19 protein-coding genes are annotated in these 20,623 nt (G+C 69.0%); 15 read left to right on the top strand and 4 right to left on the bottom strand.

Translation table 11 applies throughout. The features are described from left to right. Window positions 1-8: 8 nt before the first annotated feature. On the bottom strand, window positions 9-560 hold the full coding sequence (locus tag ACWDV4_RS27830; RefSeq protein WP_449984610.1) for a Uma2 family endonuclease: 552 nt from the start codon (window positions 558-560) through the stop codon (window positions 9-11). A 312-nt stretch (window positions 561-872) separates the two neighbouring features. Here ACWDV4_RS27830 and ACWDV4_RS27825 point away from each other — a divergent pair, with 312 nt between their 5' ends. The 7 genes from ACWDV4_RS27825 (at window position 873) to ACWDV4_RS27795 (ending at window position 8,337) form a co-directional block, all read left to right on the top strand. Continuing rightward, window positions 873-2,039, top strand: coding sequence for an ABC transporter ATP-binding protein (locus ACWDV4_RS27825; RefSeq protein ID WP_449984607.1), 1,167 nt, complete (start codon window positions 873-875; stop codon window positions 2,037-2,039). Continuing rightward, window positions 2,036-3,052 (top strand): ABC transporter ATP-binding protein, encoded by a 1,017-nt coding sequence (locus ACWDV4_RS27820; RefSeq protein WP_449984604.1) that lies wholly within the window; start codon window positions 2,036-2,038, stop codon window positions 3,050-3,052. Before ACWDV4_RS27825 ends, ACWDV4_RS27820 begins: the two co-directional genes overlap by 4 nt. A 76-nt stretch (window positions 3,053-3,128) precedes the next feature. Beyond that, entirely contained in the window at window positions 3,129-4,160 is a 1,032-nt protein-coding gene (locus ACWDV4_RS27815; protein ID WP_449984601.1) for an ABC transporter permease, read from the top strand. Window positions 4,161-4,169: 9 nt separating this feature from the next. Beyond that, a complete protein-coding gene (locus ACWDV4_RS27810) occupies window positions 4,170-5,156 on the top strand; it encodes an ABC transporter permease (RefSeq protein WP_449984598.1) in 987 nt (328 codons plus the stop codon). A 283-nt stretch (window positions 5,157-5,439) separates the two neighbouring features. Next, a complete protein-coding gene (locus ACWDV4_RS27805; protein ID WP_449984645.1) occupies window positions 5,440-6,189 on the top strand; it encodes a helix-turn-helix domain-containing protein in 750 nt (249 codons plus the stop codon). After that, a complete protein-coding gene (locus tag ACWDV4_RS27800) occupies window positions 6,186-6,368 on the top strand; it encodes a DUF397 domain-containing protein (RefSeq protein ID WP_449984643.1) in 183 nt (60 codons plus the stop codon). Before ACWDV4_RS27805 ends, ACWDV4_RS27800 begins: the two co-directional genes overlap by 4 nt. Before the next feature lie 226 nt (window positions 6,369-6,594). Continuing rightward, complete coding sequence (locus ACWDV4_RS27795) at window positions 6,595-8,337, top strand: ABC transporter substrate-binding protein (RefSeq protein ID WP_449984596.1); 1,743 nt, start codon at window positions 6,595-6,597, stop codon at window positions 8,335-8,337. A gap of 121 nt (window positions 8,338-8,458) precedes the next feature. Here ACWDV4_RS27795 and ACWDV4_RS27790 read toward each other — a convergent pair whose 3' ends face one another. Next, window positions 8,459-10,603 carry a prolyl oligopeptidase family serine peptidase gene (locus tag ACWDV4_RS27790; RefSeq protein WP_449984593.1) on the bottom strand — a complete coding sequence of 715 codons (2,145 nt, stop codon included), beginning with the start codon at window positions 10,601-10,603 and terminating at the stop codon, window positions 8,459-8,461. Window positions 10,604-10,787: 184 nt separating this feature from the next. On the opposite strand from ACWDV4_RS27790, the gene mshB reads away from it, so the two are divergent. The 3 genes from mshB (at window position 10,788) to ACWDV4_RS27775 (ending at window position 12,887) form a co-directional block, all read left to right on the top strand. Beyond that, window positions 10,788-11,816, top strand: a complete 1,029-nt coding sequence (mshB, locus tag ACWDV4_RS27785) for an N-acetyl-1-D-myo-inositol-2-amino-2-deoxy-alpha-D-glucopyranoside deacetylase (protein WP_449984590.1) — start codon at window positions 10,788-10,790, stop codon at window positions 11,814-11,816. A 17-nt stretch (window positions 11,817-11,833) separates the two neighbouring features. Continuing rightward, entirely contained in the window at window positions 11,834-12,265 is a 432-nt protein-coding gene (locus tag ACWDV4_RS27780) for a hypothetical protein (RefSeq protein ID WP_449984641.1), read from the top strand. Between the two features lie 157 nt (window positions 12,266-12,422). Further along, a complete protein-coding gene (locus tag ACWDV4_RS27775; protein WP_449984587.1) occupies window positions 12,423-12,887 on the top strand; it encodes a hypothetical protein in 465 nt (154 codons plus the stop codon). A gap of 83 nt (window positions 12,888-12,970) precedes the next feature. On the opposite strand, the gene ACWDV4_RS27770 is transcribed toward ACWDV4_RS27775, so the two are convergent. Next, the gene (locus tag ACWDV4_RS27770) at window positions 12,971-13,966 is read right to left on the bottom strand and encodes a GNAT family N-acetyltransferase (RefSeq protein ID WP_449984584.1); all 996 of its coding nucleotides are present in this window, start codon (window positions 13,964-13,966) and stop codon (window positions 12,971-12,973) included. A gap of 134 nt (window positions 13,967-14,100) precedes the next feature. On the opposite strand from ACWDV4_RS27770, the gene fdxA reads away from it, so the two are divergent. From fdxA to ACWDV4_RS27745, 5 genes are all read left to right on the top strand, one after another. Further along, window positions 14,101-14,427 (top strand): ferredoxin, encoded by a 327-nt coding sequence (gene fdxA / locus ACWDV4_RS27765; protein WP_449984582.1) that lies wholly within the window; start codon window positions 14,101-14,103, stop codon window positions 14,425-14,427. Beyond that, entirely contained in the window at window positions 14,424-15,542 is a 1,119-nt protein-coding gene (gene dapC, locus ACWDV4_RS27760; protein ID WP_449984638.1) for a succinyldiaminopimelate transaminase, read from the top strand. Before fdxA ends, dapC begins: the two co-directional genes overlap by 4 nt. A 6-nt stretch (window positions 15,543-15,548) precedes the next feature. Then, window positions 15,549-16,562 (top strand): prephenate dehydrogenase, encoded by a 1,014-nt coding sequence (locus ACWDV4_RS27755; protein ID WP_449984580.1) that lies wholly within the window; start codon window positions 15,549-15,551, stop codon window positions 16,560-16,562. Between the two features lie 51 nt (window positions 16,563-16,613). After that, window positions 16,614-17,315, top strand: a complete 702-nt coding sequence (locus ACWDV4_RS27750) for an SIMPL domain-containing protein (protein WP_449984577.1) — start codon at window positions 16,614-16,616, stop codon at window positions 17,313-17,315. Between the two features lie 67 nt (window positions 17,316-17,382). Next, the gene (locus ACWDV4_RS27745; protein WP_449984575.1) at window positions 17,383-18,000 is read left to right on the top strand and encodes a pyridoxamine 5'-phosphate oxidase family protein; all 618 of its coding nucleotides are present in this window, start codon (window positions 17,383-17,385) and stop codon (window positions 17,998-18,000) included. 52 nt (window positions 18,001-18,052) lie between these two features. Here the strand turns inward: ACWDV4_RS27745 and ACWDV4_RS27740 are convergent, their stop codons facing one another. Continuing rightward, complete coding sequence (locus ACWDV4_RS27740) at window positions 18,053-20,605, bottom strand: hypothetical protein (RefSeq protein WP_449984572.1); 2,553 nt, start codon at window positions 20,603-20,605, stop codon at window positions 18,053-18,055. Window positions 20,606-20,623: the final 18 nt, after the last annotated feature.

The following is a 20,623-nucleotide window of genomic DNA, read 5'->3' as shown; positions in this document are numbered from 1 at the left end:
CGCTTGGGTCAGCGGGGTAGTAACTCGCTCGGGGCGATCTCGGCGTTCACCGGGTCGGTGAGGTGCAGCGTCTGGCCGGGTGTGGTGACCGACTCCTCGATGTAGTGCTGACCGTCGAGGCGGTAGCGGTGCAGCGTGCCGGTGTCCTGCTCGACCAGGAGATACCAGGGGATGCCGGCGACCGCGTAGTAGTGCATCTTCAGCACCTTGTCCGCCGCCGCGTTGCTCGGCGAGAGGATCTCACAGACCAGCCTGACGTCGCTCGCGTCGATGACCAGCTCGTCGAAGTCGATGTCGTCGGTGACGACCAGGTCCGGGATCGGCATCCGCCCGGCCCGTAGCCGTACGTTGACCGCCACCAGCACGTGTAGCCCGGCGGCGTCCGCGCCGTGATTGAGCGAAGCGGCCAGCGAACCGGAGATGTGTTGATGGCGGAGAGCGGGGGCAGGGGTTACGTACAGGCTGCCGTCGAAGAGTTCCACCCGGTCGGGAGTCTCACCGAGCGCTAGGTACTCCTCGTCGGTCCACGGCCCACCGTGCCCGAACACCGCTGCCGTCATCGTCACCTCCGAAGCCGCCTCGGACGGCCAACCTTTGCCGGGTAACGAGTTGGCGGGCGTCTGGTTATGGGTGATCGACAAGGGGCGGCCGATGCGGAGTGGACAGGTCGAGGTGTACCAGCTTGAATATGGAGTGAGCTGCAGAGTTGCCTGATGCGGAGTCGTTACGAATGGCCCGCTGACAGGGCTGGTCTTTGTAGCTTATTTTCACCCTCTAGCCCCTGCTGTAAGTTCTCTTCACCACATCTCCGGGTTTGTCCAGGGGATTTGACCAGTGGGGAGCCACTGGCGGGCAGGAAGAGGGAGGCGGTCGTGGACATGCCGGAATCGGCCGAGTCCGAGAAGACAGAAGTCCCACCGCCGAGCGCCGAGTCGACCCCGAAGCAACGTACGGCCACAGAGCCGCAGCAGCGTACGGCCGCAGAGCCGAAGCAGCGTACGGGCGCAGAGCCGTACCTTCAGGTCGCAGACCTGAGGGTGCACTTCGACACCGAGGACGGGCTGGTCCGGGCGGTCGACGGGGTCTCGTTCAGCGTCGACCGGGGACGGACCCTGGGCATCGTCGGCGAGTCGGGCTCGGGTAAGAGCGTCACCAGCCTGGCGATCCTCGGGCTGCACAATGCTCGACGCGCCAGGATCACCGGGCAGATCCAGGTCGGTGGGCAGGAACTCGTCGGCATGTCGGAGCACGAGATCCGCAAACTGCGTGGCCGGGACCTGTCGATGATCTTCCAGGATCCGCTCTCCGCGCTGCATCCGTACTACACGGTGGGGCGGCAGATCGCCGAGGCGTACCGAGTCCACCACCCGGAGGCGAACAAGCGGGCGGCCAAGCAGCGAGCCATCGACATGCTCGGCCGGGTCGGTATTCCGCAGCCGGCGAAGCGGGTCGACCAGTACCCGCACGAGTTCTCCGGCGGCATGCGTCAGCGGGCGATGATCGCGATGTCCCTGGTCAACGACCCGGCCCTGGTCATCGCCGACGAGCCGACCACCGCGCTGGACGTCACCGTGCAGGCGCAGATCCTCGACCTGCTGGAAGATCTCCAGAGCGAGTTCAACTCCGCGATCATCATGATCACCCACGATCTCGGTGTGGTCAGCCAGGTCGCCGACGAGGTGCTGGTGATGTACGGCGGACGAGCCGTCGAGCACGGCAGCGTCGAACAGGTGCTCCGCCGGCCGCAGCACCCGTACACCTGGGGGTTGCTCTCCAGCGTGCCGTCGTTGCACGGTGACGCCGACGCGGACCTCGTCCCGATCAAGGGCAACCCGCCGAGCCTGATCAACCTGCCGCCGGGCTGCGCGTTCCACCCCCGCTGCCGGTACGCCGAACGGACCGACGGCCGGTCCAGCACGGATGTGCCCGAGCTACTGCCGGTACGGGAGGCGGGGCACCTGGTCGCCTGCCACCTGCCGGAGGAGGAGCGGGTACGGATCCACGCCGACGAGATCGTCCAGTTGGGAGTGGCCCGATGACCGCGGTGGCGACGCCGGAGACGACACCGGCGACCAGGCAGGAGGCGCTGCTGCGGGTGGAAGGGCTGACCAAGCACTTCCCGGTACGCGGCGGCGGGCACAGCGGAATGGTCCGGGCGGTCGACGGGCTCGACTTCGAGGTCCGGCCCGGGGAGACCCTGGGTCTGGTCGGCGAGTCCGGCTGCGGCAAGACCACCACCGGTCGGATGCTGGTACGGCTGCTGGAGCCCAGCGACGGGCGGATCGTCTTCGAGGGGCAGGACATCACGCACGCCGGTCGGCGGACACTGCGCCCGCTCCGGCAGGACCTACAGATCATCTTCCAGGACCCGTACGCGTCGTTGAACCCTCGGCACACCGTTGGTGAGATCGTGGCGATGCCGCTGCGGGTCAACGGGATCAAGCCACCGGGCGGAGTGAAACAGCGGGTACGCGAGCTGTTGGAACTGGTCGGGCTCAACCCCGAGCACTACAACCGCTATCCGCACGAGTTCTCCGGCGGCCAGCGGCAGCGGATCGGGATCGCCCGAGCGCTGGCCCTGCGACCAAAGCTGATCGTGGCCGACGAGCCGGTCTCCGCGCTGGACGTCTCGATCCAGGCCCAGGTCATCAACCTGCTGCGTGACCTGCAACGCGAACTCGACCTGGCGTTCGTCTTCATCGCCCACGACCTGGCTGTGGTACGGCATTTCTGCCAGCGGGTCGCGGTCATGTACCTGGGCAAGATCGTGGAGATGGGCGACCGCGCCGACATCTACGAGCGGCCGCAACATCCGTACACCCGGGCGCTGCTCTCGGCGATCCCGGACGTCACGCAGTTGGGGCCGGCGGGGCGGATTCGGCTGACCGGGGACGTGCCGACCCCACTGGACCCGCCGTCGGGCTGCCGGTTCCGTACCCGGTGCTGGAAGGCCGAGGAGCGGTGCGCGACCGAAGAACCGGCGCTGGTGCCCCGCGACGGTGGCCAGCAGGCCACGGCGTGCCACTTCCCGGAGAGCGGGCCGATCCAATGAGTGCCGACTTCGACTCCGCTGGCTGCGGCTGTGCCGTCCTTGGCCGCGGTGGTTTCAACTGCGTGGAGGTGACGCGATGAGCCTGTCCCCGGTGGAGGGTGTCGCGCTGGCCGAGGCCGGGTCCGGTGGCGGAGAGACGGCCGGGTCCGGTGGTGGGGCGGACGTCCCCAAGGCCAAGGGCATCGTCGGCCGCTCGCCCGGGCAACTCGCCTGGGCCCGGCTACGTCGCGACCGGACCGCGATGATCAGCGGTGCGATCCTGGTCCTGTTCCTGGTCCTCGCACTCGCCGCGCCGTTGATCGAGATGCTGTACGGCATCGACCCCAACGAGCGGGCGATGGAGAAGCTGGACGGGCACGGAATGCCGCTGGGATATCTCGGCGGCATCACCGGCGAGCACTGGTTCGGCCTGGAGCCGAACACGGGCCGCGACATCTTCATCCGCATGGTCTACGGCCTGCGCACCTCGCTGTTCATCGCGTTCGCCGCCGCCATCGTGACCGCGGTGATCGGTATCGTCACCGGCACCCTCGCCGGCTATCTCGGTGGCTGGTGGGACTCGGTGATCACCTGGATCACCGACCTGGTCCTGGCCATGCCGTTCCTGATCATCGCGTTGGCGGTGATGCCGACCATGGCGCTGCGCTTCTACGGGGACCGCGAAGAGGTGACGGTGACCTTCCAGGTGACGCTCCTGATCGCGGTCTTCGCAGTGTTCGGCTGGACCAGCACCGCCAGGTTGGTACGTGGCCAGGTGATCGCCCTGCGGGAACGGGAGTTCGTCGAGGCGGCTCGGGCCAGCGGAGCCGGGCTGGGGCACATGCTGTTCCGGCAGATCCTGCCGAACATCTGGGCCCCGATCCTGGTCTCCTTCTCGTTGGCGGTGCCGTCGTACATCACCAATGAGGCGGCACTGTCGTTCCTCGGGATCGGGCTCAGTGACGAATCGTCCAGCTTCGGTCGGATGATCTTCCGGAGCCTGAGCTACCTACAGACCGACCCGGCGTACGTTTTCTTCCCCGGCATCGCGATCTTCGCGCTGGTGTTCGCTTTCAACCTCTTCGGTGACTCGCTGCGCGACGCGCTCGACCCGAAGTCCTCCCGGTAGGGGTTCGTCATGACGCGGTTCTTTGTCAAACGGCTGCTCTCCGCGGTGCTGACCCTGTTCGCGGTGAGTGTGCTCAGCTTCCTGATGTTCTTCGCCCTGCCCAAGGACCCGGTCAACGGGATGTGCCCGAAGAACTGCAACGCCGAGCGGTTGGAGCGGGTACGTCAGGAACTGGGGCTGCGCGACCCGCTGCACACCCAGTACCTCGGGTACATGAAGGGGATCTTCGTCGGTCGGGATCTGGGCAGCGCCCAGGGCGGTCGGTGTGACGCGCCCTGCCTGGGCTACTCCTACGTGAACAGCGAGGCGGTCACCGACACCATGGCCCGGGTGCTGCCGGTGACGCTGAGCATCGTCCTGCCGGCAGCCATTCTCTGGCTGGTACTTGGGGTCGGCCTCGGCATGATCTCGGCACTGCGTCGGGGCACCCTGCTGGACCGGATCGCGATCGGCGTCTCGCTGACCGGTGCCTCGCTCCAGCTCTACTTCGTCGGTGCCGTACTGCTGCTGGTTCTCGTCTACAACCTGAAGCTCCTGCCGGTGCCGAGTTATACCTCGATCTTCGAAAATCCAGCTAAATGGGCCAGCGGGCTGGTGTTGGCCTGGTTCGCGCTGGCCTTCCTCTTCTCCGCCATCTACGCCCGACTATCCAGAGCGCAGATGTTGGAGACCCTCTCCGAGGACTTCATCCGGACCGCGCGGGCCAAGGGCCTGCCAAAATCCAAGGTGTACGGCCGGCACGCGCTGCGCGCGGCGATCACGCCGGTGGTCACCATCGCCGGGCTCGACGTGGGCGGGGCGCTGGGTGGCACGGTCATCACCGAGACCACCTTCGGCATCCAGGGGTTGGGTCGTACGGCGGTGGAGGCGGTGCGCGGCGGTGACCTGCCCACCATCATGGCGACGGTGCTGATCGCGGCGTTCTTCGTGGTCGTGGCCAACCTGGTGGTCGACCTGCTCTACGCCGTCATCGACCCCCGGGTCCGCCTCGGCTAGGTTTTGGTCTTCTCCCCAGATCTTGGTGGGAAATGGTCCCTACCGGGGCCAGAGTCCACCAAGGCCTGAACGCCAGCACCTAGTGGCCGTTGTTCGGCCGATCGCGGGCATGCCGAAATGGGGCATTGTCGGTCCTCCTCTGCCGTGGACACGTGTCGTGGCGTGCCATTGCCACCTGCGCTTTTGCGTCCTAAAGTGCTGCGCGTAGCCGGGTAATCACACCGTGCGGCGATCCGTCCTGCGGACGTTCGAGGACGTTCCGGACGTCCACCGGGAGATGGCAATGAACAATCTGCTGCGTACCGCCATGGCTGAGGCCGGCGAGACGGTCGAGTCACTGGCGGGCCAAGTCGGAGTCGACCCGAAGACCGTCGGACGGTGGCTCTCGCCGGGGCGGGTGCCCCACCCTCGGCACCGGATGGCAGCGGCCAAGGCCCTCGGCCGGGAGATCGGCGAGCTCTGGCCGGACGTGATACGGCCCCGCGTACCGGCGTGGTTTCGGCCCTGGGCCGACCTGGAGCGGGAGGCGACGGCACTGCGGTCGTTCGAGGTCGCGGTGCTGCCCGGCCTGCTGCAGACCGAGGCGTACGCCCGCGCGGTGCTCAGTAGCGGTCCGCCGGGTGCCGACGAGGTGGACGGATACGTCGCGACCCGGCTGGAGCGGCAGGCGGTTGTCCTCGACCGACCCCGACCGCCGCTGACCATCTTCGTGATCGACGAGGCGGCGCTGTTGCGGGGTGACCCGGAGATCATGCAGCCCCAACTCGACCATCTGGTTGCCATCTCCACCCGACCCAATGTGATGGTGCACGTGCTCCCACTGCGGGCCGGCTTCCATCCCGGCCAGGCCGGCGCGTTCGTCATCGCCAGCGTCGACGGTGACGGCGACGTCGGATACATCGACGACCAGGCGGAGGCGCGGATCGTCAAGGACGTTGCCCCGCTCTGGCACACCTGGGACACTCTGAGGTCGGTGGCGCTCCCGCGCGATCTGTCCAGAGAGCATCTAGAGGCGCGAACATGGCTGAGATGACCGGCGCCCGCTGGCGCACGAGCACCCGCAGCAGCTCCAACGGTGGCAACTGCGTCGAGGTCGCCGACAACCTGCCCGGTGTGGTGCTGGTCCGGGACAGCAAGGACCGCGACGGTGGCACCCTCGCCTTCGGACCGGACGTCTGGCAGACCTTCGTCAGTTTCGCCGCTCGGCGTTAACGAGAACCTGGCGAGAACCTAACGAGCTATTACCTGGGTGACGCTGCCGGTACGGGGTGCTCAGTAGCCTCGTGCCGGTCTCGATGGGTGTTCTAGCAGGCGACCATCGTGGCAAAACTTATCGTTAACTGTTACCCAATTCGTAGATTTCCTTCACTACGATCCCTGGGGCGTCGGCGGTCTTCGCACGGCGGCTACGCAGCACATTCGGTGGAGGAGGAACATCATGCGACCACGGGTGGCGGCCGCCGCGAGCGGCGCTATCGCACTGGTGGTGACATTGGGTGCGTGCACGGAGAACACCGGCGAGGGCACCGATGTAGACATCAACCGTACCCAGACCGGGGTCATCGCGACCGACCCGAAGGACTCTCTCGGCCCCGCGCCGGAGGTGCCGGGTGCCAAGAAGGGCGGCACCTTCACCATCCTTCGGGAAACCAAGATCACGCACCTGGACCCGCAGCGGACGTACTCGTTCGTGGGTCTGATGAACACCCCGCTCTACAGCCGTTTCCTGACCACCTGGAAGGACGACGGCAAGGGCAAGCTGACGCTGGTCGGCGACCTTGCCGAGACCCCGGGCAAGAACGTCAACAACGACTGCAAGGTCTGGGAATTCAAGATCAAGGACGGGGTCAAGTTCGAGGACGGTCGGGCGATCACCTCGAAGGAGATCGCGTACGGCATCGCCCGCTCGTTCGACCTCGACCTCACCGGCGGCCCGACCTACATCCAGGAATGGTTGGTCGACAGCCCGCAGTTCGACACCAAGTGGGACTTCAAGGCCAACAAGACCTCGTTGCCGCCGGGGCTGACCACGCCGGACCCGAAGACGCTGCGCTTCGAGTTCAACAAGCCCCGCTGTGACCTGCCCTTCGCCGTGTCCCTGCCGACCACCGCGCCGCTGCCGGCCGACAAGGACACCGGCGTCAACCTGGACAACGCGCCGTTTTCGTCCGGCCCGTACAAGGTCACCAAGAACACGGTCGGCACCGAGTTGGTGCTGGAGCGCAACGAGCACTGGGACCCGGCCACCGACCCGGTACGCCACCAGTACCCGGACAAGTTCGTCTGGAGCTTCGGCCCAGACCAGACCGCCGCAGCCAACCGGGCGATCGCCGACGGCGGGGCCGACCAGGCGGCGCTGGCCTGGAACACCATCCCCTCCTCGCTGGTCGCTCGGGTTGCCGGGGACGCGGCGCTGAAGAGCCGTACCCTGCTCTCGCCCACCCCGCAGACCAACAACCTGGTGATCAACACCCAGCGGGTCACCGATTTGTCGATCCGGCAGGCGCTCAACTACGCCATCGACCGGGACGGTCTGGTCAAGACCCTGGGCGGTGAGTCGATCGCCCAGCCGCTGACCACGCTGCTGCCGCCCACCACGATCGGCTTCAAGCAGTACGAGGCGTACCCCGCCGGCAAGACCGGCAATATCGAGAAGGCCAAGGAACTGCTCGCCGGCCGGACCCCGGAGCTGGTGCTCGGTGCCGCTGACGACCGTGAGGGCCAGGAGGTCGCGACCCAGCTCAAGGCCAACCTGGAGAAGGCCGGATTCAAGATCACGATCCGGAACATCCCCACCGACGCTCGCCTGGACGAGGTCAAGAAGAAGAACAACCCGTGGGACCTCTACCTCGGTCAGTGGGCGGCGGACTGGCCCAGCGGTGCCTCCATCCTGCCGGTGCTCTACGACGGTCGCACGATCAAGCCCGAGGGCAACAGCAACTCGTCGTTCATCAACAGCGACGCGATCAACGCCGAGTTTGACCGGGTGCTCGCCCTGGACCCGACGGCCCAGGCCGACGAGTGGGCGAAGCTCGACCAGCGGATCATGACCGAGCTGGCCCCGGTGGTGCCGCTCTACGTGAACGTGGCCTACTTCGTACACGGCTCGAAGGCCGGTGGGCTCTTCGTCTCCAGCGTCTTCGGGTGGACGTCGTTCGTGGACGCGCACGTCAAGCAGTAGCCGCATCCTGTGAAGCAGTAGCCGCGCATCGTGTGGAGCAGTAGCCGCGCCGCGCTGGTTGTGGTGTTAGGAAGGGCCCCTTCTTATGCAAAAAACGATAAGAAGGGGCCCTTCCTAACACTCAGGCGAGGTGGTGGCGCAGGAAATCGAGTTCCAGGCGGAGCAGGCGCTCGGCCGTACCCCCGGCGGCCATGTGGGTGGCCCCGGTCAGGGGTAGTACCGAGTGCGGGCGGCCAGCGGCCAGCAGCGCCGCCGACAGGCGCAGGGTGTGCGCGACCACCACGTTGTCGTCGGCCATGCCGTGCACCAGCAACATCGGCCGGGCCTCCGCCGGATCACGCACCGGATCGGCGGCCAACTCCACCAGTGAGTGGTGGGCGTAGATCTCCCCGCCGTCGGCCGGTAGGCCCAGGTAGCGCTCGGTGTAGGCGGTGTCGTAGAGCGTCCAGTCGGTCACCGGGGCACCGACGATGGCACAGCGGAACAGGTCGGGGCGGCGCAACGTGGCCAGGGCGGCCAGCCAACCACCGAACGACCAGCCTCGGATCGCCACCCGACGCAGGTCCAGGTCCGGGTGCTTGTCGGCCAACGCGGCCAGCGCGTCGACCTGATCCAGCAGGATCACGTCGGCGAGCCGGCGATGCACCACCTTCTCGAACGACGGTGCCACGCCCGGCGTACCCCGGTTGTCGACGGTGACCACGGCGAATCCAGCGTCGGCCCACCACTGCCGTTCCAACCATCGCGACCGTAGCGCCAGCACCTCCTGGTGCCCCGGGCCGCCGTAGATGTCGAGCAGCACCGGCAACCGCCGGCCGGTGACGTGGCTGCTGGGGTAGAGCACCGCCGAGGGCAGCCGCCGGTCGGTGACCCGGACCAGCATCGGACGCGGGGCGTACGGCGGGGTGGCGGCCAGCGACCGGATCGTGGTCACCTCGCGGTCCCGCTGCCAGACGGTCCACCGGGTGCCCGGATGGTCGAGCGAGGCGAAGCCCACCACGACCACGTCCCCACCTACTGCGGCGGTGTGCCAGCCGGGGTCGGCGGTCAGCCGCTGGGAGTCGGCCCCGGCCACCCCGATCGCGGTCCGGACCCGGAACAGGTGCTGCTGGCTCGGTTCCCCGTTGCTCGCCTCGACCAGCAGGTCAGGGGCGCCGGTGCCGCCGGGCAGCCGGCCGACCACCCGGCGTACGTAGAGCGACGGCGGGGTGAGCAGGGTGCCGTCGGCGAAGAGGCAGCGGGCGTCGTAGCCGTCGTGGGCGAGTTCCCCACCGACCAGCACCCGTCCGTCGGAGAGGTGGCACGGGGTGCCGGCGACCGGTTCGACCCAGCGCGGGTCGGCGAGTTCGGCGTGTACCTGTGTCTCGCCGGTACGCGGATCGACGGCGAGGACGAGGCCGTGCTGCTGCAACCGGCGCAGTACGGTGATCAGCGGACCGCCCTCGCTCCAGTGCACCGACACCAGGTAGGGGTAGGTCTCCCGGTCCCAGTGCACGTCCACCCAGCCGCCGTCCAGGTCGAGCAGGTGCAGGCTCACCTCGGCGTTGGGGCCGCCTGACCGGGGGTAGGCGACCGTGGTGGGGGCGACCGTCGGGTCGCTGGGATCGGCCAGGTGCCAGCGGGGCAGCCGGGACTCGTCGACCCGGGCGGCCAGGATCGACCGTCCGTCCGGGGCCCACCAGTAGCCCCGGAACCGGTCGAACTCCTCGGCCGCGACGTACTCGGCCAGCCCCCAGGTGACCCCGGAGTCCTCGCCGGCGAGCAGTGAATCGGTGCCGTCAGGGTCGATCACCCGGAGTTGTCCCCGGGGAGCACCGTCGCCGGCCTCGGTGACGTAGGCGAGGCGCTGACCGGTCGAGTCCGGTCGGGGGTCGACCACCGGTCCGGCGGTGGACACCTCGACCACGTCCCCGTGTACCAGGTCGGCCCGGAACAGTCTGCCGCCGAGGGTGAAGACCGCCACCCGGGCGGCCGGGTCGGTGGCGTACCCGCCGATGCCGGCGGCGCTGACCCGCTGCCGTTCCCGCAGTGCCCGTTCGGCCGCCGGCAGCGGGGCAGACGGCTCGGCGTCGAGCAGCAGCGTCGGGTCGGCCACCAGGTGTTCGGTCGCGGTCGCGACGTCGAGCGACCAGAGCGCGTCCACCGGATCCTCGGGGCCGGCGGAACGCAGGAACAACACCCGTGAGCCGTCGTTGGCCACCGTCAGCATCCGTGGCGCACCGTAGCCGAATCGACGGGTACGAGCGGCCAGCTCCGGGTAGTCCACGACGGAATCGTAAGGCGGCAGGATCGCCTGTGGGGCCGAGCTGGCGATCGGTACCCGTCCGGTGACCTGAGGCTTCCCGACGCGGAGATCTCGCCGAAGGTGCCCGGCCGGTAACTCCTTAAAGTGCCCGTCCGATAACTCCCGGAACAAGGTGATCCGCGTTGGCCGCGTACAGTGTCGAGGCGTGACGACTCTCGCTGCCCGCCGGCTTCTGCTGGTCCACGCACATCCCGATGACGAGTCGATCGGGACCGGGGCGACGATGGCCCACTACGTGGCCGCCGGCGCTCAGGTCACCCTGGTGACCTGCACCCTCGGCGAGGAAGGGGAGATCCACGTGCCCGCGCTGGCCGGGCTCCTCGCCGCCGAGGCCGACCAGCTGGGCGGCTACCGGATCGCCGAGTTGGCCGCCGCCTGTGCCGCGTTGGGCGTCACCGACCACCGGTTCCTCGGCGGTGCCGGGCGCTACCGCGACTCCGGCATGATGGGCCTGCCCACCAACGACCACCCCCGGGCCTTCTGGCGGGCGGACCTGGACGTCGCCGCCGGGCATCTCGTGGAGATCATGCGAGAGGTACGCCCGCAGGTGCTGGTCACCTACGACCCGAACGGGTTCTACGGGCACCCGGACCACATCCAGGCGCACCGGGTGGCGATGCGTGCCGCCGAACTGGCCACCGCCGAGGGGTTCGGCCCGGCCAAGATTTACTGGACGGCGATGCCGAAGAGTGTGCTGGAAGCCGGCATGACCACGTTCGCCGAGTCGGCGGACAACCCGTTCGCTGGTATTGAGCACGCCGATGAGCTGCCGTTCGGCACTCCGGACGAGCAGATCGCGGCCCAGATCGACGGCACCGACCAGCACACCGCCAAGGAGGCGGCGATGCGGGCGCACGCGACCCAGATCCCGGACAACTCGTGGCTCTATTCGATCGCCGGCAACTTCGGCGACGAGTTCATGGGGGTGGAATACTTCACGCTCGCCGTGGGGGAGAAGGGACCGGGCGTGGGCCCGTACGGTTGGGAGGAGGACCTGTTTGCGGGCCTGGCGCTCGATGCCGCCCCGGCGTTCGATGCCGAGCCAGCGCGCGACGTCGCTCCAGTGCTCGACGTCGACTCGGCGGGGTCGCCCGCCGGTGTGGTCCGTGCCCCGGCGCAGTCCGGCGAGTCGGCCTCGGTGGCCGGTACGTCGGCAGAGGCCGGCGTCCGGTGAGCCTCTCCAGCCCGCCCATGTCCACCTCGCCGCAACTCGAACCCGACCCGTCGCCGGGCCGGTGGTCCACCCTGGAACCCGCGCTCGACATGGCGTTGCGGGTGATCGGGGGAGCGCTGGCGGTGGCGGGCGCGATCCTGACCGGGATACTGGAATTGATCTTCGCGACGGCCCGGGTGGGCGGTTACCTGATCGGGGTGTCGGTGGTCATCGCCGTGGTCGCCAACGTCGGGTTGAGCTGGTTCGCCCACCGTGCCGTCGGTAACAAGGCGGCGATCGCGCTGCCTGCCGTGTCTTGGTTCGCGCTGATGGTGGTGGTGGCCGGTGGCACGTCGGAGGGCGACATCCTGCTCGCCGCGAACAACTGGGTGGGTCTCGCGATGATCGTCGCTGGGGCGATGGCCTTCGCCGTCATGGCCTTCCGGCTGATCCTGGCCCCGTGCCGCTGACTCTGCGGTTGATTCTGGCCCTGTGTCGTTGACCTTGCGGTTGTTTCTGGCCCTGCGTCGTTGACCTTGCGGCTTATGGCTCTGCCGCGCCTGAAGTGGTAGACATCTGGGCAGTGAAGCCGAGGTGACGGCGGGGCATGATCCGGGAGGATGCGTGATGAAGGACCGTTGGCTGCCGCTCGGGGTGCTCGCAGGGGTGCTGTTCGCGGTCAACGTGGTCGCCCGACTGATCATTCGGTTCGGGTTCGCCGATGACATCGAGGCCGCCGACCGGATGACCCTGGGGATGTTCGCCGTGATCGGGGTGATCCTCGGGACGGTCGCCTTCCTCTGGGGCCGGCGTCGCCCGGTCAGCCAGTGGGCTCCGGAGGTCGCCGGCGCGGTCCTGGTCGCCCTGGCCCTGACCGTCTTCGTCGGCCCGTTCATCAGCGGCCCCCACCCGTTCGAAGACGGCATGGGTCCGTTTTTCTCCCAGATCGGGCTCTACGCCAGCTTCACCTTCGGTGGTGCCCTGATCGGGTTCCTGCTGTTGACCGCGCTGGGCCTGGACTATCGGTCCCAGTCGCTGAAGCGGTACGCCGAGAGCCGGCAGGCCAAGCCCCGCAAGATCGTCCGCCGCTGAGTCGACGCCGGGTACAGCAGGGCGCTGACCGTCGGCCCGCGTCCTGCGTCTGACCGGCTAGCCGCTGTCCTACCCTCGCCTGGTCAGCCGTCGCTGCTCGGTGCCAGCCGGGAGACGTACGTGTGGTGGGTGGTGAAGCCGAGCCGCCGATAGAGCGCCACCGCGCCGCTGTTGTGCTCCTCCACCTGGAGGAAGGCATGGCTCGCGCCCAGCTCGACGGCCCATTCGGCGAGCCCTCGGACCAGCTGCTGCGCCAATCCCTGTCGCCGGGCAGCGGGTACCACCTCGATCAGGGTCAGGCCGAGCCAACGCCCATCGCCGGTGACCGTGCCCCGAGCCACGCCCAGCAGTTGCGGATCGGCGTCGCCGCTGTCGGCGTACAGGTGGGCGAAGCGGACCTGGTCCACGGCGGTGAGCACGTGCCACGCGGCGGCCGGGAGTTCGGCGGCCGGGCCGGCCTTACGGGCGGCGGCGAGCGCGATCCAGGCGGCCGACGGTTCGGTGGCCAGCTCCACCGGGGGCAGATCGGCCCGGGCCGGTACGGCCGCCAGGAGCGCCGTCAGCGGGACGGTCTGCACCAGGACCGGAGGACGGGCGGTCCAGCCCCGCCGGTCGAGCGCGCTGCCGATCGGTGCGGCCAGTGGCAGCGGTACGTTGATCGTGGCGGGCTGGCGTCGGGCGGCGTACCAGTCGGCGACCGCGTCGATGGCGGCCTCCAACGGGCGGTCCGGGTCACCGACCGGCAGGGCGGAGTTGGCTCGCCCGGTCCAACCGTCGGCTGCCCGCAGCCGCCAGTCGCCCAGCCGTTCCTGTACCAGGGCTGGCCAGGCCTCGTTGGCGGCCAACTCCAGGGCGACCACCGTAGTGGCGGTCGGCCGACGCGCGGGGGGCACCCGCTTGGCGCGGTGCACCTCGGTCAGCGGCACGCGAAGCTCGCCCTTGGCGGTCGCCATGGTGAGATGGGTCTCGGTCAGCTCGACCAGCTCGCCCAACGCGTCGGAAAAGACCGGCCGGCCGTCCCGAATCCCTACAATTCGCCGGACTACCATCCGGTGTCCTACATCCTGCCGTCGGAGCACGATCGACCCCCTCCCCGGCGAGATACTAGGCTCTTACTGTCGCGGTTGATCGCGGCGTGGCTGGCGAGGGTTCCGGATCGGCTCGCGTGGGACGATGCGGTCGCGCTGGAATCCGAGTGCGGAGGAGAAGATCGGTGACCTACATCATCGCCGAGCCGTGTGTGGATGTGCTCGACAAGGCCTGCATCGAGGAGTGCCCGGTCGACTGCATCTACGAAGGCAACCGGATGCTCTACATCCACCCCGACGAGTGCGTCGACTGCGGGGCCTGTGAGCCGGTCTGCCCGGTCGAAGCGATCTTCTACGAGGATGACGTCCCGGAGCAGTGGAAGGACTACACCTCGGCGAACTACGAGTTCTTCGAGGACCTTGGCTCGCCGGGCGGTGCCTCCAAGATCGGCAAGGTGGAGAAGGACGCCACCTTCGTCGCGGCCCAGGCGCCGCGTGGAGAAGGGCACTGAACCGGACTGAGGGCGGGCAGCCACCGGTCTCGGCCCGGCTGCCCGATTTCACCTGGGACGTGTTGGACCAGGCTGGCAAGCTTGCCGCCAGTCATCCGGACGGGCCGATCAACCTTTCGATGGGCACGCCTGTCGACCCCGTACCGGCAGTGGTGCGGCAGGCACTGGCCGACGGGTCCGACACGCCCGGCTACCCGCTGACCGCCGGATCTCCGGCGCTGCGGGCCGCCATCACGTCCTGGGTCGCCCGCTCCTGCGACGCCACCCCGGACGATCTCGGTGTGCTGCCGACCATCGGCTCCAAGGAGCTGGTGGCCTGGCTGCCGACCCTGCTGGGCATCGGCCCCGGTGACGTCGTGGTCATTCCCCGGATCTGCTACCCGACCTACGAAGACGGGGTACGCCTGGCCGGCGCGACCGCCGTACGCGCCGACTCGCTGACCGCCGTCGGCCCGTCGAGCCGGGTCCGGCTGGTCTGGGTCAACTCGCCGGGAAACCCGACCGGGCAGGTGCTGCCCGCCGCCCACCTGCGGAAGGTGGTCGACTGGGCCCGGGAGCGGGGAGCCGTGGTGGCCAGCGACGAGTGCTACCTACCGCTGGGCTGGGACGCCGAGCCGGTGTCGATCCTCTCCGAGCAGGTCCGAGGCGGGTCGTACGACGGGCTGCTGGCGGTGCACTCGCTCTCCAAGCGCTCCAACCTGGCCGGCTACCGGGCCGGGTTCGTCGCGGGTGACCCGACCCTGGTCGGCGAGCTGCTGAAGGTACGCAAGCACGCCGGCATGATCGTGCCGGCTCCGGTGCAGGCGGCCATGGCCACCGCACTGTCCAACGAGACACACGCCGACGAGCAGCGGGAACGCTACCGCGCCCGGCGGGAGACCCTGCGGGCGGCGTTCACCGCAGCCGGGTTCGAAATCGAGCACTCGGCGGCCGGGCTCTACCTGTGGGCGACCCGGGGCGAGGACTGCTGGGCGACGGTCGACTGGCTGGCCCGGCGGGGCGTACTGGTCGCACCGGGTGTCTTCTACGGGCCGGGCGGGCAGCAGCACATCCGGATCGCCTTCACCGAAACCGACGAGCGGGTCGCCGCCGTCGCGGCCCGGCTCGCCGCCTGAGGCGAGATGCTGGATCCGGGCGTACGCGAAACCCGGGTGGCCGTGGTCGGCACCGGGCTGATCGGCGGCTCGATCCTGCTGCGCCTACAGGAGGCCGGGCTCGACGTACGCGGTTGGGATCCGGACCCCAGCACCCGGGACTTCGCCCGCCAACAGGGCCTGACCTTCGCCGAAACCCTGACCGACGCGGTACGGGACCGGGACGTCGTCTTCCTCGGCGGACCGCTGTCCAGCCTGCCCGACACCCTGGTCAAGGTGGCGAAGATGACCGACGACCGGTGCGTGATCACCGATGTCGGCAGTACGAAGTCGGGAGTGGCGGCGTACGCGGTCGAGACCGGGCTGGCCCATCGGTTCGTACCGGGGCATCCGATGGCCGGCACCGAGCGGGCCGGGCTGACCGCCGCGATCCCGGCGTTGTTCGACGGTGCGGCGTGGGTGCTCTGCCCCTCCCCGGACGGGCTGATCAGCCAGTTCCGTACCCTGGCCCAGCTGTTTATCGAGGTCTTCGCGGCCCGGATCGTGCCGATGGACCCGGCGGTGCACGACGCGGTGGTGGCGCTGTCGTCGCACATTCCACACCTGCTGGCCGGCAGCCTGGCCGGGGCGGCGGCCCGGTCCCCGGTGAGCGAGGCGATCCTTGGCCTGGCCGCCGGGAGTTTCCGGGACGGCACCCGGGTCGCCGGTACGCCCAGCCGGCGGACCGCCGACATGCTGATCAACAACCGGCACTTCGTGCTGCGGCAGATGGAATTGGTGGACGCCTTTCTCGCCGATCTGACGGCGGCGCTACGGGCCGACGACGTCGAGGCGCTGACCACCCACCTGACCCAGAGCCGTGACCTGCGGGAATCCCTGCTGAGCCGGCCGATGACCCGATCCGTCGAGCAGTTTCCGGTGTCCGGACCGGACAGTGCCGAACTCGACTTCCTGCTGCGGCTGGGCGAAACCGGTGGCCACCTCACCCGCTGCGCCATCGACTCCGCAATGGTCAGCTACACCGCCTTCCAGCCGGCCTGAGCGCCGGCTCGGACCGCTGCGGCTCCGAGCCGGCGCGGCTAGGGTGGGGCAATGGTCGATGGTCCGGTCGTGTCAGTACGAGGCGAGGTGCACCGCGAGGTGCCACCAGAACTTGCCCGGTTCTCGGTCACCGTGACGGCGCGGGACAAGGATCGCCAGGCGACGTTGGCCCGGCTCGCCGAGCGGTCCGAAGCGGCCCGCAGGCTGATCGAGGAGTACGGTCCCGCCATCGAGCGCCGGGAGACCGGGCAGCTGTGGGTACGCCCCGAGACCAAACGTTCCGGTGAGCGGGTGGTGGCATACCACGGCAACGTCAGCACCACCGTGACCGTTGTCGACTTCACGGTGCTCGGTGAGTTGATGATGCGCCTGGCCGACCAGGACCAGACCAGCGTTTCCGGGCCCTGGTGGGAACTGCGGCCGGATAGCCCCGTACATCGCGAGGCGCGGCGGGCCGCGATCGGCGACGCGGTCCTTCGTGCCCGGGAGTACGCCGAGGCGCTCGGGGCCCAGGTCACCGCGTTGCTGGAGGTCGCCGACACCGGACTGTCGTCCCAACAGCCGATGATGATGACCCGGGCGGCGTACGGCGGCGTCGGTGGAGCGGAACAGTTCGGCGGACCGCCGCAACTCGACCTCGATCCGCAGGTGCAGACGGTGCAGGCCGGTGTCGAGGCACGGTTTCTCATCAGCGCGCCCGACCTGGACCGGGCGGTCGAAGGACGACTGCGGGACCGGGCGGTTGAGCGTTGACTGCGGGACCGTCCGGTCGAGCGCTGACTGCGGGACGGGCGGTTGCGCGGTGACCTAGAGTTTGTCGATGATCGAGGTGACCTCGCACGACGAACTACAGGCGATCCTTGGTACGCCGAACCGGGCAGCGGTGGCCAAGGAACGGACGTTCCTCAGTGACTTCGACAAGCAGTGGTTGGCGGCGTCGCCGTTCTGTCTCGTGGCCACCTCGGGCGTAGACGGCACCTGTGATGTCTCGCCCAAGGGGGATCCACCCGGGTTCACCCTGGTCCTTGATGACACCACGATCGCCGTACCGGAGCGGCCGGGCAACCGGCGGGCCGACGGCTTCCACAACATTCTGGACAATCCGCACGTTGGGCTGATCTATCTGATCCCCGGCCGAGGCGACACGTTGCGGATCAACGGCCGGGTCCGGATTGTGCGGGACGCCCCGTTCTTCGAGCAAATGGTGGTCAAGGGACACCGCCCCCAGTTCGCCCTCGTCGTCGACATCGAACAGATCTTCTACCACTGCTCGAAGGCGTTCCTGCGGTCCGAGTTGTGGTCGTCGGAAACCTGGAACCCGACGGCTGCGCCATCCCAGGCGGCCATTGCCAAGCAGACCACCCGTCGGGAGCAGAGCCTCGAAGAGCTTGAGCACTACTACGGCCCGGAGTACGCGACCCGTCTCTACACCGGTTAGGAAGGGCCCCCTCCTATGCAAAAAGCGATAACAAGGGGCCCTTCCTTACACCTCAGTCGGGGTGGGTGCGGGGGGTCGGGACCGTGCCGGCGAACATTGCGACGATGGTGGCCTTCTCCCGGTGGAACTCCACCGAGTCTGGATAGCCGCTGTGGTTGCGGATCGGCGGATCGTTGACCTCCCCGCCGGTGGGATGCAGCCCCTCGGGGTCTCGTACCTGCAGTTCACGTTCGGCTGCCGCGACCGGCCAGCCCAACGGGTCGGTTTCCCGCCAGAAGTTCGTCCAGTAGGTCCGGCCAGGCGCGGTGGTCAGTGCCGTGGCCACCGTCGGCAGCCGGTGCGGACCGAAGAACGCCGGGAACGCCCGACCGTAGAGGCGGGTCAGTTGGGACCCGTACGAGAAGAACCAGATCCGCCGTCGCCACCGAGCGGGCAGTTGCAGGATGACGGCAGCACAGATGACCGAGCCCTGGCTGTGCCCGGAGAGGATGATCGCGTCTACCCGGCGCGGGTCGTCCTCGGGTAGCGCCATCAGCCCGGCGATCCGGGTCTGCAACTGCGGCACCGCCCGGGTGGCGTAACTGGGTGGGGCCAACGGGTGCGCCGAGCGGGGCCAGAACGTACCGATGTCCCAGATCACCCCGACGCTACGGCGTACCGTGTCGTTGCGGTAGACCAGCAGGCCGAGTCCGGCCACCAGCACCGGCAGCAGCCCCAGCAGCGAGTTGCCGATGTCGACGGCGGCCTTGACCACCAGCAGCCAGCCGGTTGCGTCGTGGGGGGCCGGTCGGGCCAACGAGAGGGCGGCGGCGGCGCTCGCGCCCGCCAGTACCACGGCGACCAGCACCAACCGGCCGACCAGCCCCAACGCGTGCTCGCCGACGAGCTGGTGCAGACCGTGGTAGGTGGCCACGTCGTACGCCCGACGTCGTTCGTGGGCGGAGAGCGTGCTGCCGGGCGGGACGAGTTGGGCCAGGGCGCGGCGACGTAACCGGGCGAAGAGCAGCCAGGCGTACCCGGCGGTGCCGGCGATGGTGACCAGAGTGACCAGGTAGGCGATGCCGGCCCACATGACCGGCATCGGTGGGGTGATCGTGGAGAGTCCACTGGGGGTGGCCCCGTTGTTGAGCCGGTCGGTGGTCCAGTAGAGCAGCCCGGCGCTGTAGGAGATGCCGAGCAGCCAGGCGAGCCCGGCGAGCACCGCCGGTCCCCGGCCACCCCAGGCCACCGCGACGCAGCGATCGACGGGTGGCTGGTTCGGCTCGGTTCGGACCCGGGGGAGCAGGAGGGCGACCACTCCCGCCACCGCCAGGGCGGAGGCGGCGACCATCCAGCTGCGTGCCTGGTCGGGGGCGGGCGGGAGGCCAGGCAGCCAACCATTCACCCAGCTGCAGCTCAGCGGCACGAGCATGGCCGCCACCACCGGTACGACGAGCGCCCGACGGCCCGACCGGGACACGCCCGCGATTGCGATCAGCAGTAGCACCTGGATGACGGCCAGCCAGGCGAGGATCGCGTCGTAGCCGGGCAGGGACCGGTCCTCGATGCAGCCGTTACGGTTGCTGTCCACGGTGCAGCCAGCCGAGGGGCGCAGCTCGTGCAGGGGCACCCCCGCCGGTCCGTCCGGCAGCAGTAGCACCACCAGGGTTCCGAGTACGCCGAGCGTCGCCAGCGCAGCGAGGAGGAAACCGTACGGCCGGATCGAGGGGTGACCGCCCTTGCGGGTGGTGTACGGATGGCCGAGGGTCCCGATGCCGAGCAGTACGACCGTGCCGAGTAGGCCGAGGACGCCCCAGGTCAGCACCGCGCGTATCCCCTGTGGCGGGTCCATTGCCAGTACCGCGCCCAGCGGGACCAGGGCGGCGATGGCGGCACCTGCGGTCAGGTGCACCACGGCGAGCCGCCGTACCTCGCCCTCGCCGCACCAGAAGTCGGGGTCCTGGAGTGGGTGGTCGAGTCGGGGCTGGTCGTCCGGCTCGGCTGGTCCGCTGGGCATCTCGGCCTCGTACTGGTAGGTCCGCCAGCTGAGTATTCCTATGACGGCCAGCACTCCCAGTGGGATGAGCAGCCCGACGGCGAGTGGGCGGGCTCCCGCCCCCCACCAGCCGGAGGCGAGGAACTCCCAGGGGCCGGGGATCTGGCTCAGGCAGTCTTCGTCCACGCACTGCCAGGCGATCAGGTCCACAGCGACCCCGGTCACCGCGAGGACCAGGGTGCCGGTCAAGCTCAGGCAGAAGACCCGGACCAGCCAGGCGGTGAGCCCGGTACGGCTGGTGAAGCGTTCTCGCCTCGGGTCGACGGGGATCTCCGGGCGGGCGTACAAGGCGACGTTGGCGAGGGTGAACGGCAGCAGGAAGGTCCACAACGCACGTCGGATGTCCTTGGCGGTCCGGGCCCCGGAGGTGAGTTGCCCCCAGCTGTACGCCTCGACGGTCGGCGGCTCGGCCGGGTCGGTGCGGGGTCGGTAGAAGCCGGTGGTGTCGTCACCGGCGACGAGTCGAGGGTGTGCGGGCGAGCCGCCGGGGCGGGACCGGAGACCGAGGATCTCCGCCGGGGGCGTGTTGGATACCCCGTGTACGCGCAGCTCAAGCACTCGCCCAGCCATCATGGCCTCCCGAAGGGT

The sequence above is a fragment of the Micromonospora sp. NPDC003197 genome (genome assembly GCF_053590565.1).
This window is presented reverse-complemented; position numbering and strand designations above follow the sequence as displayed.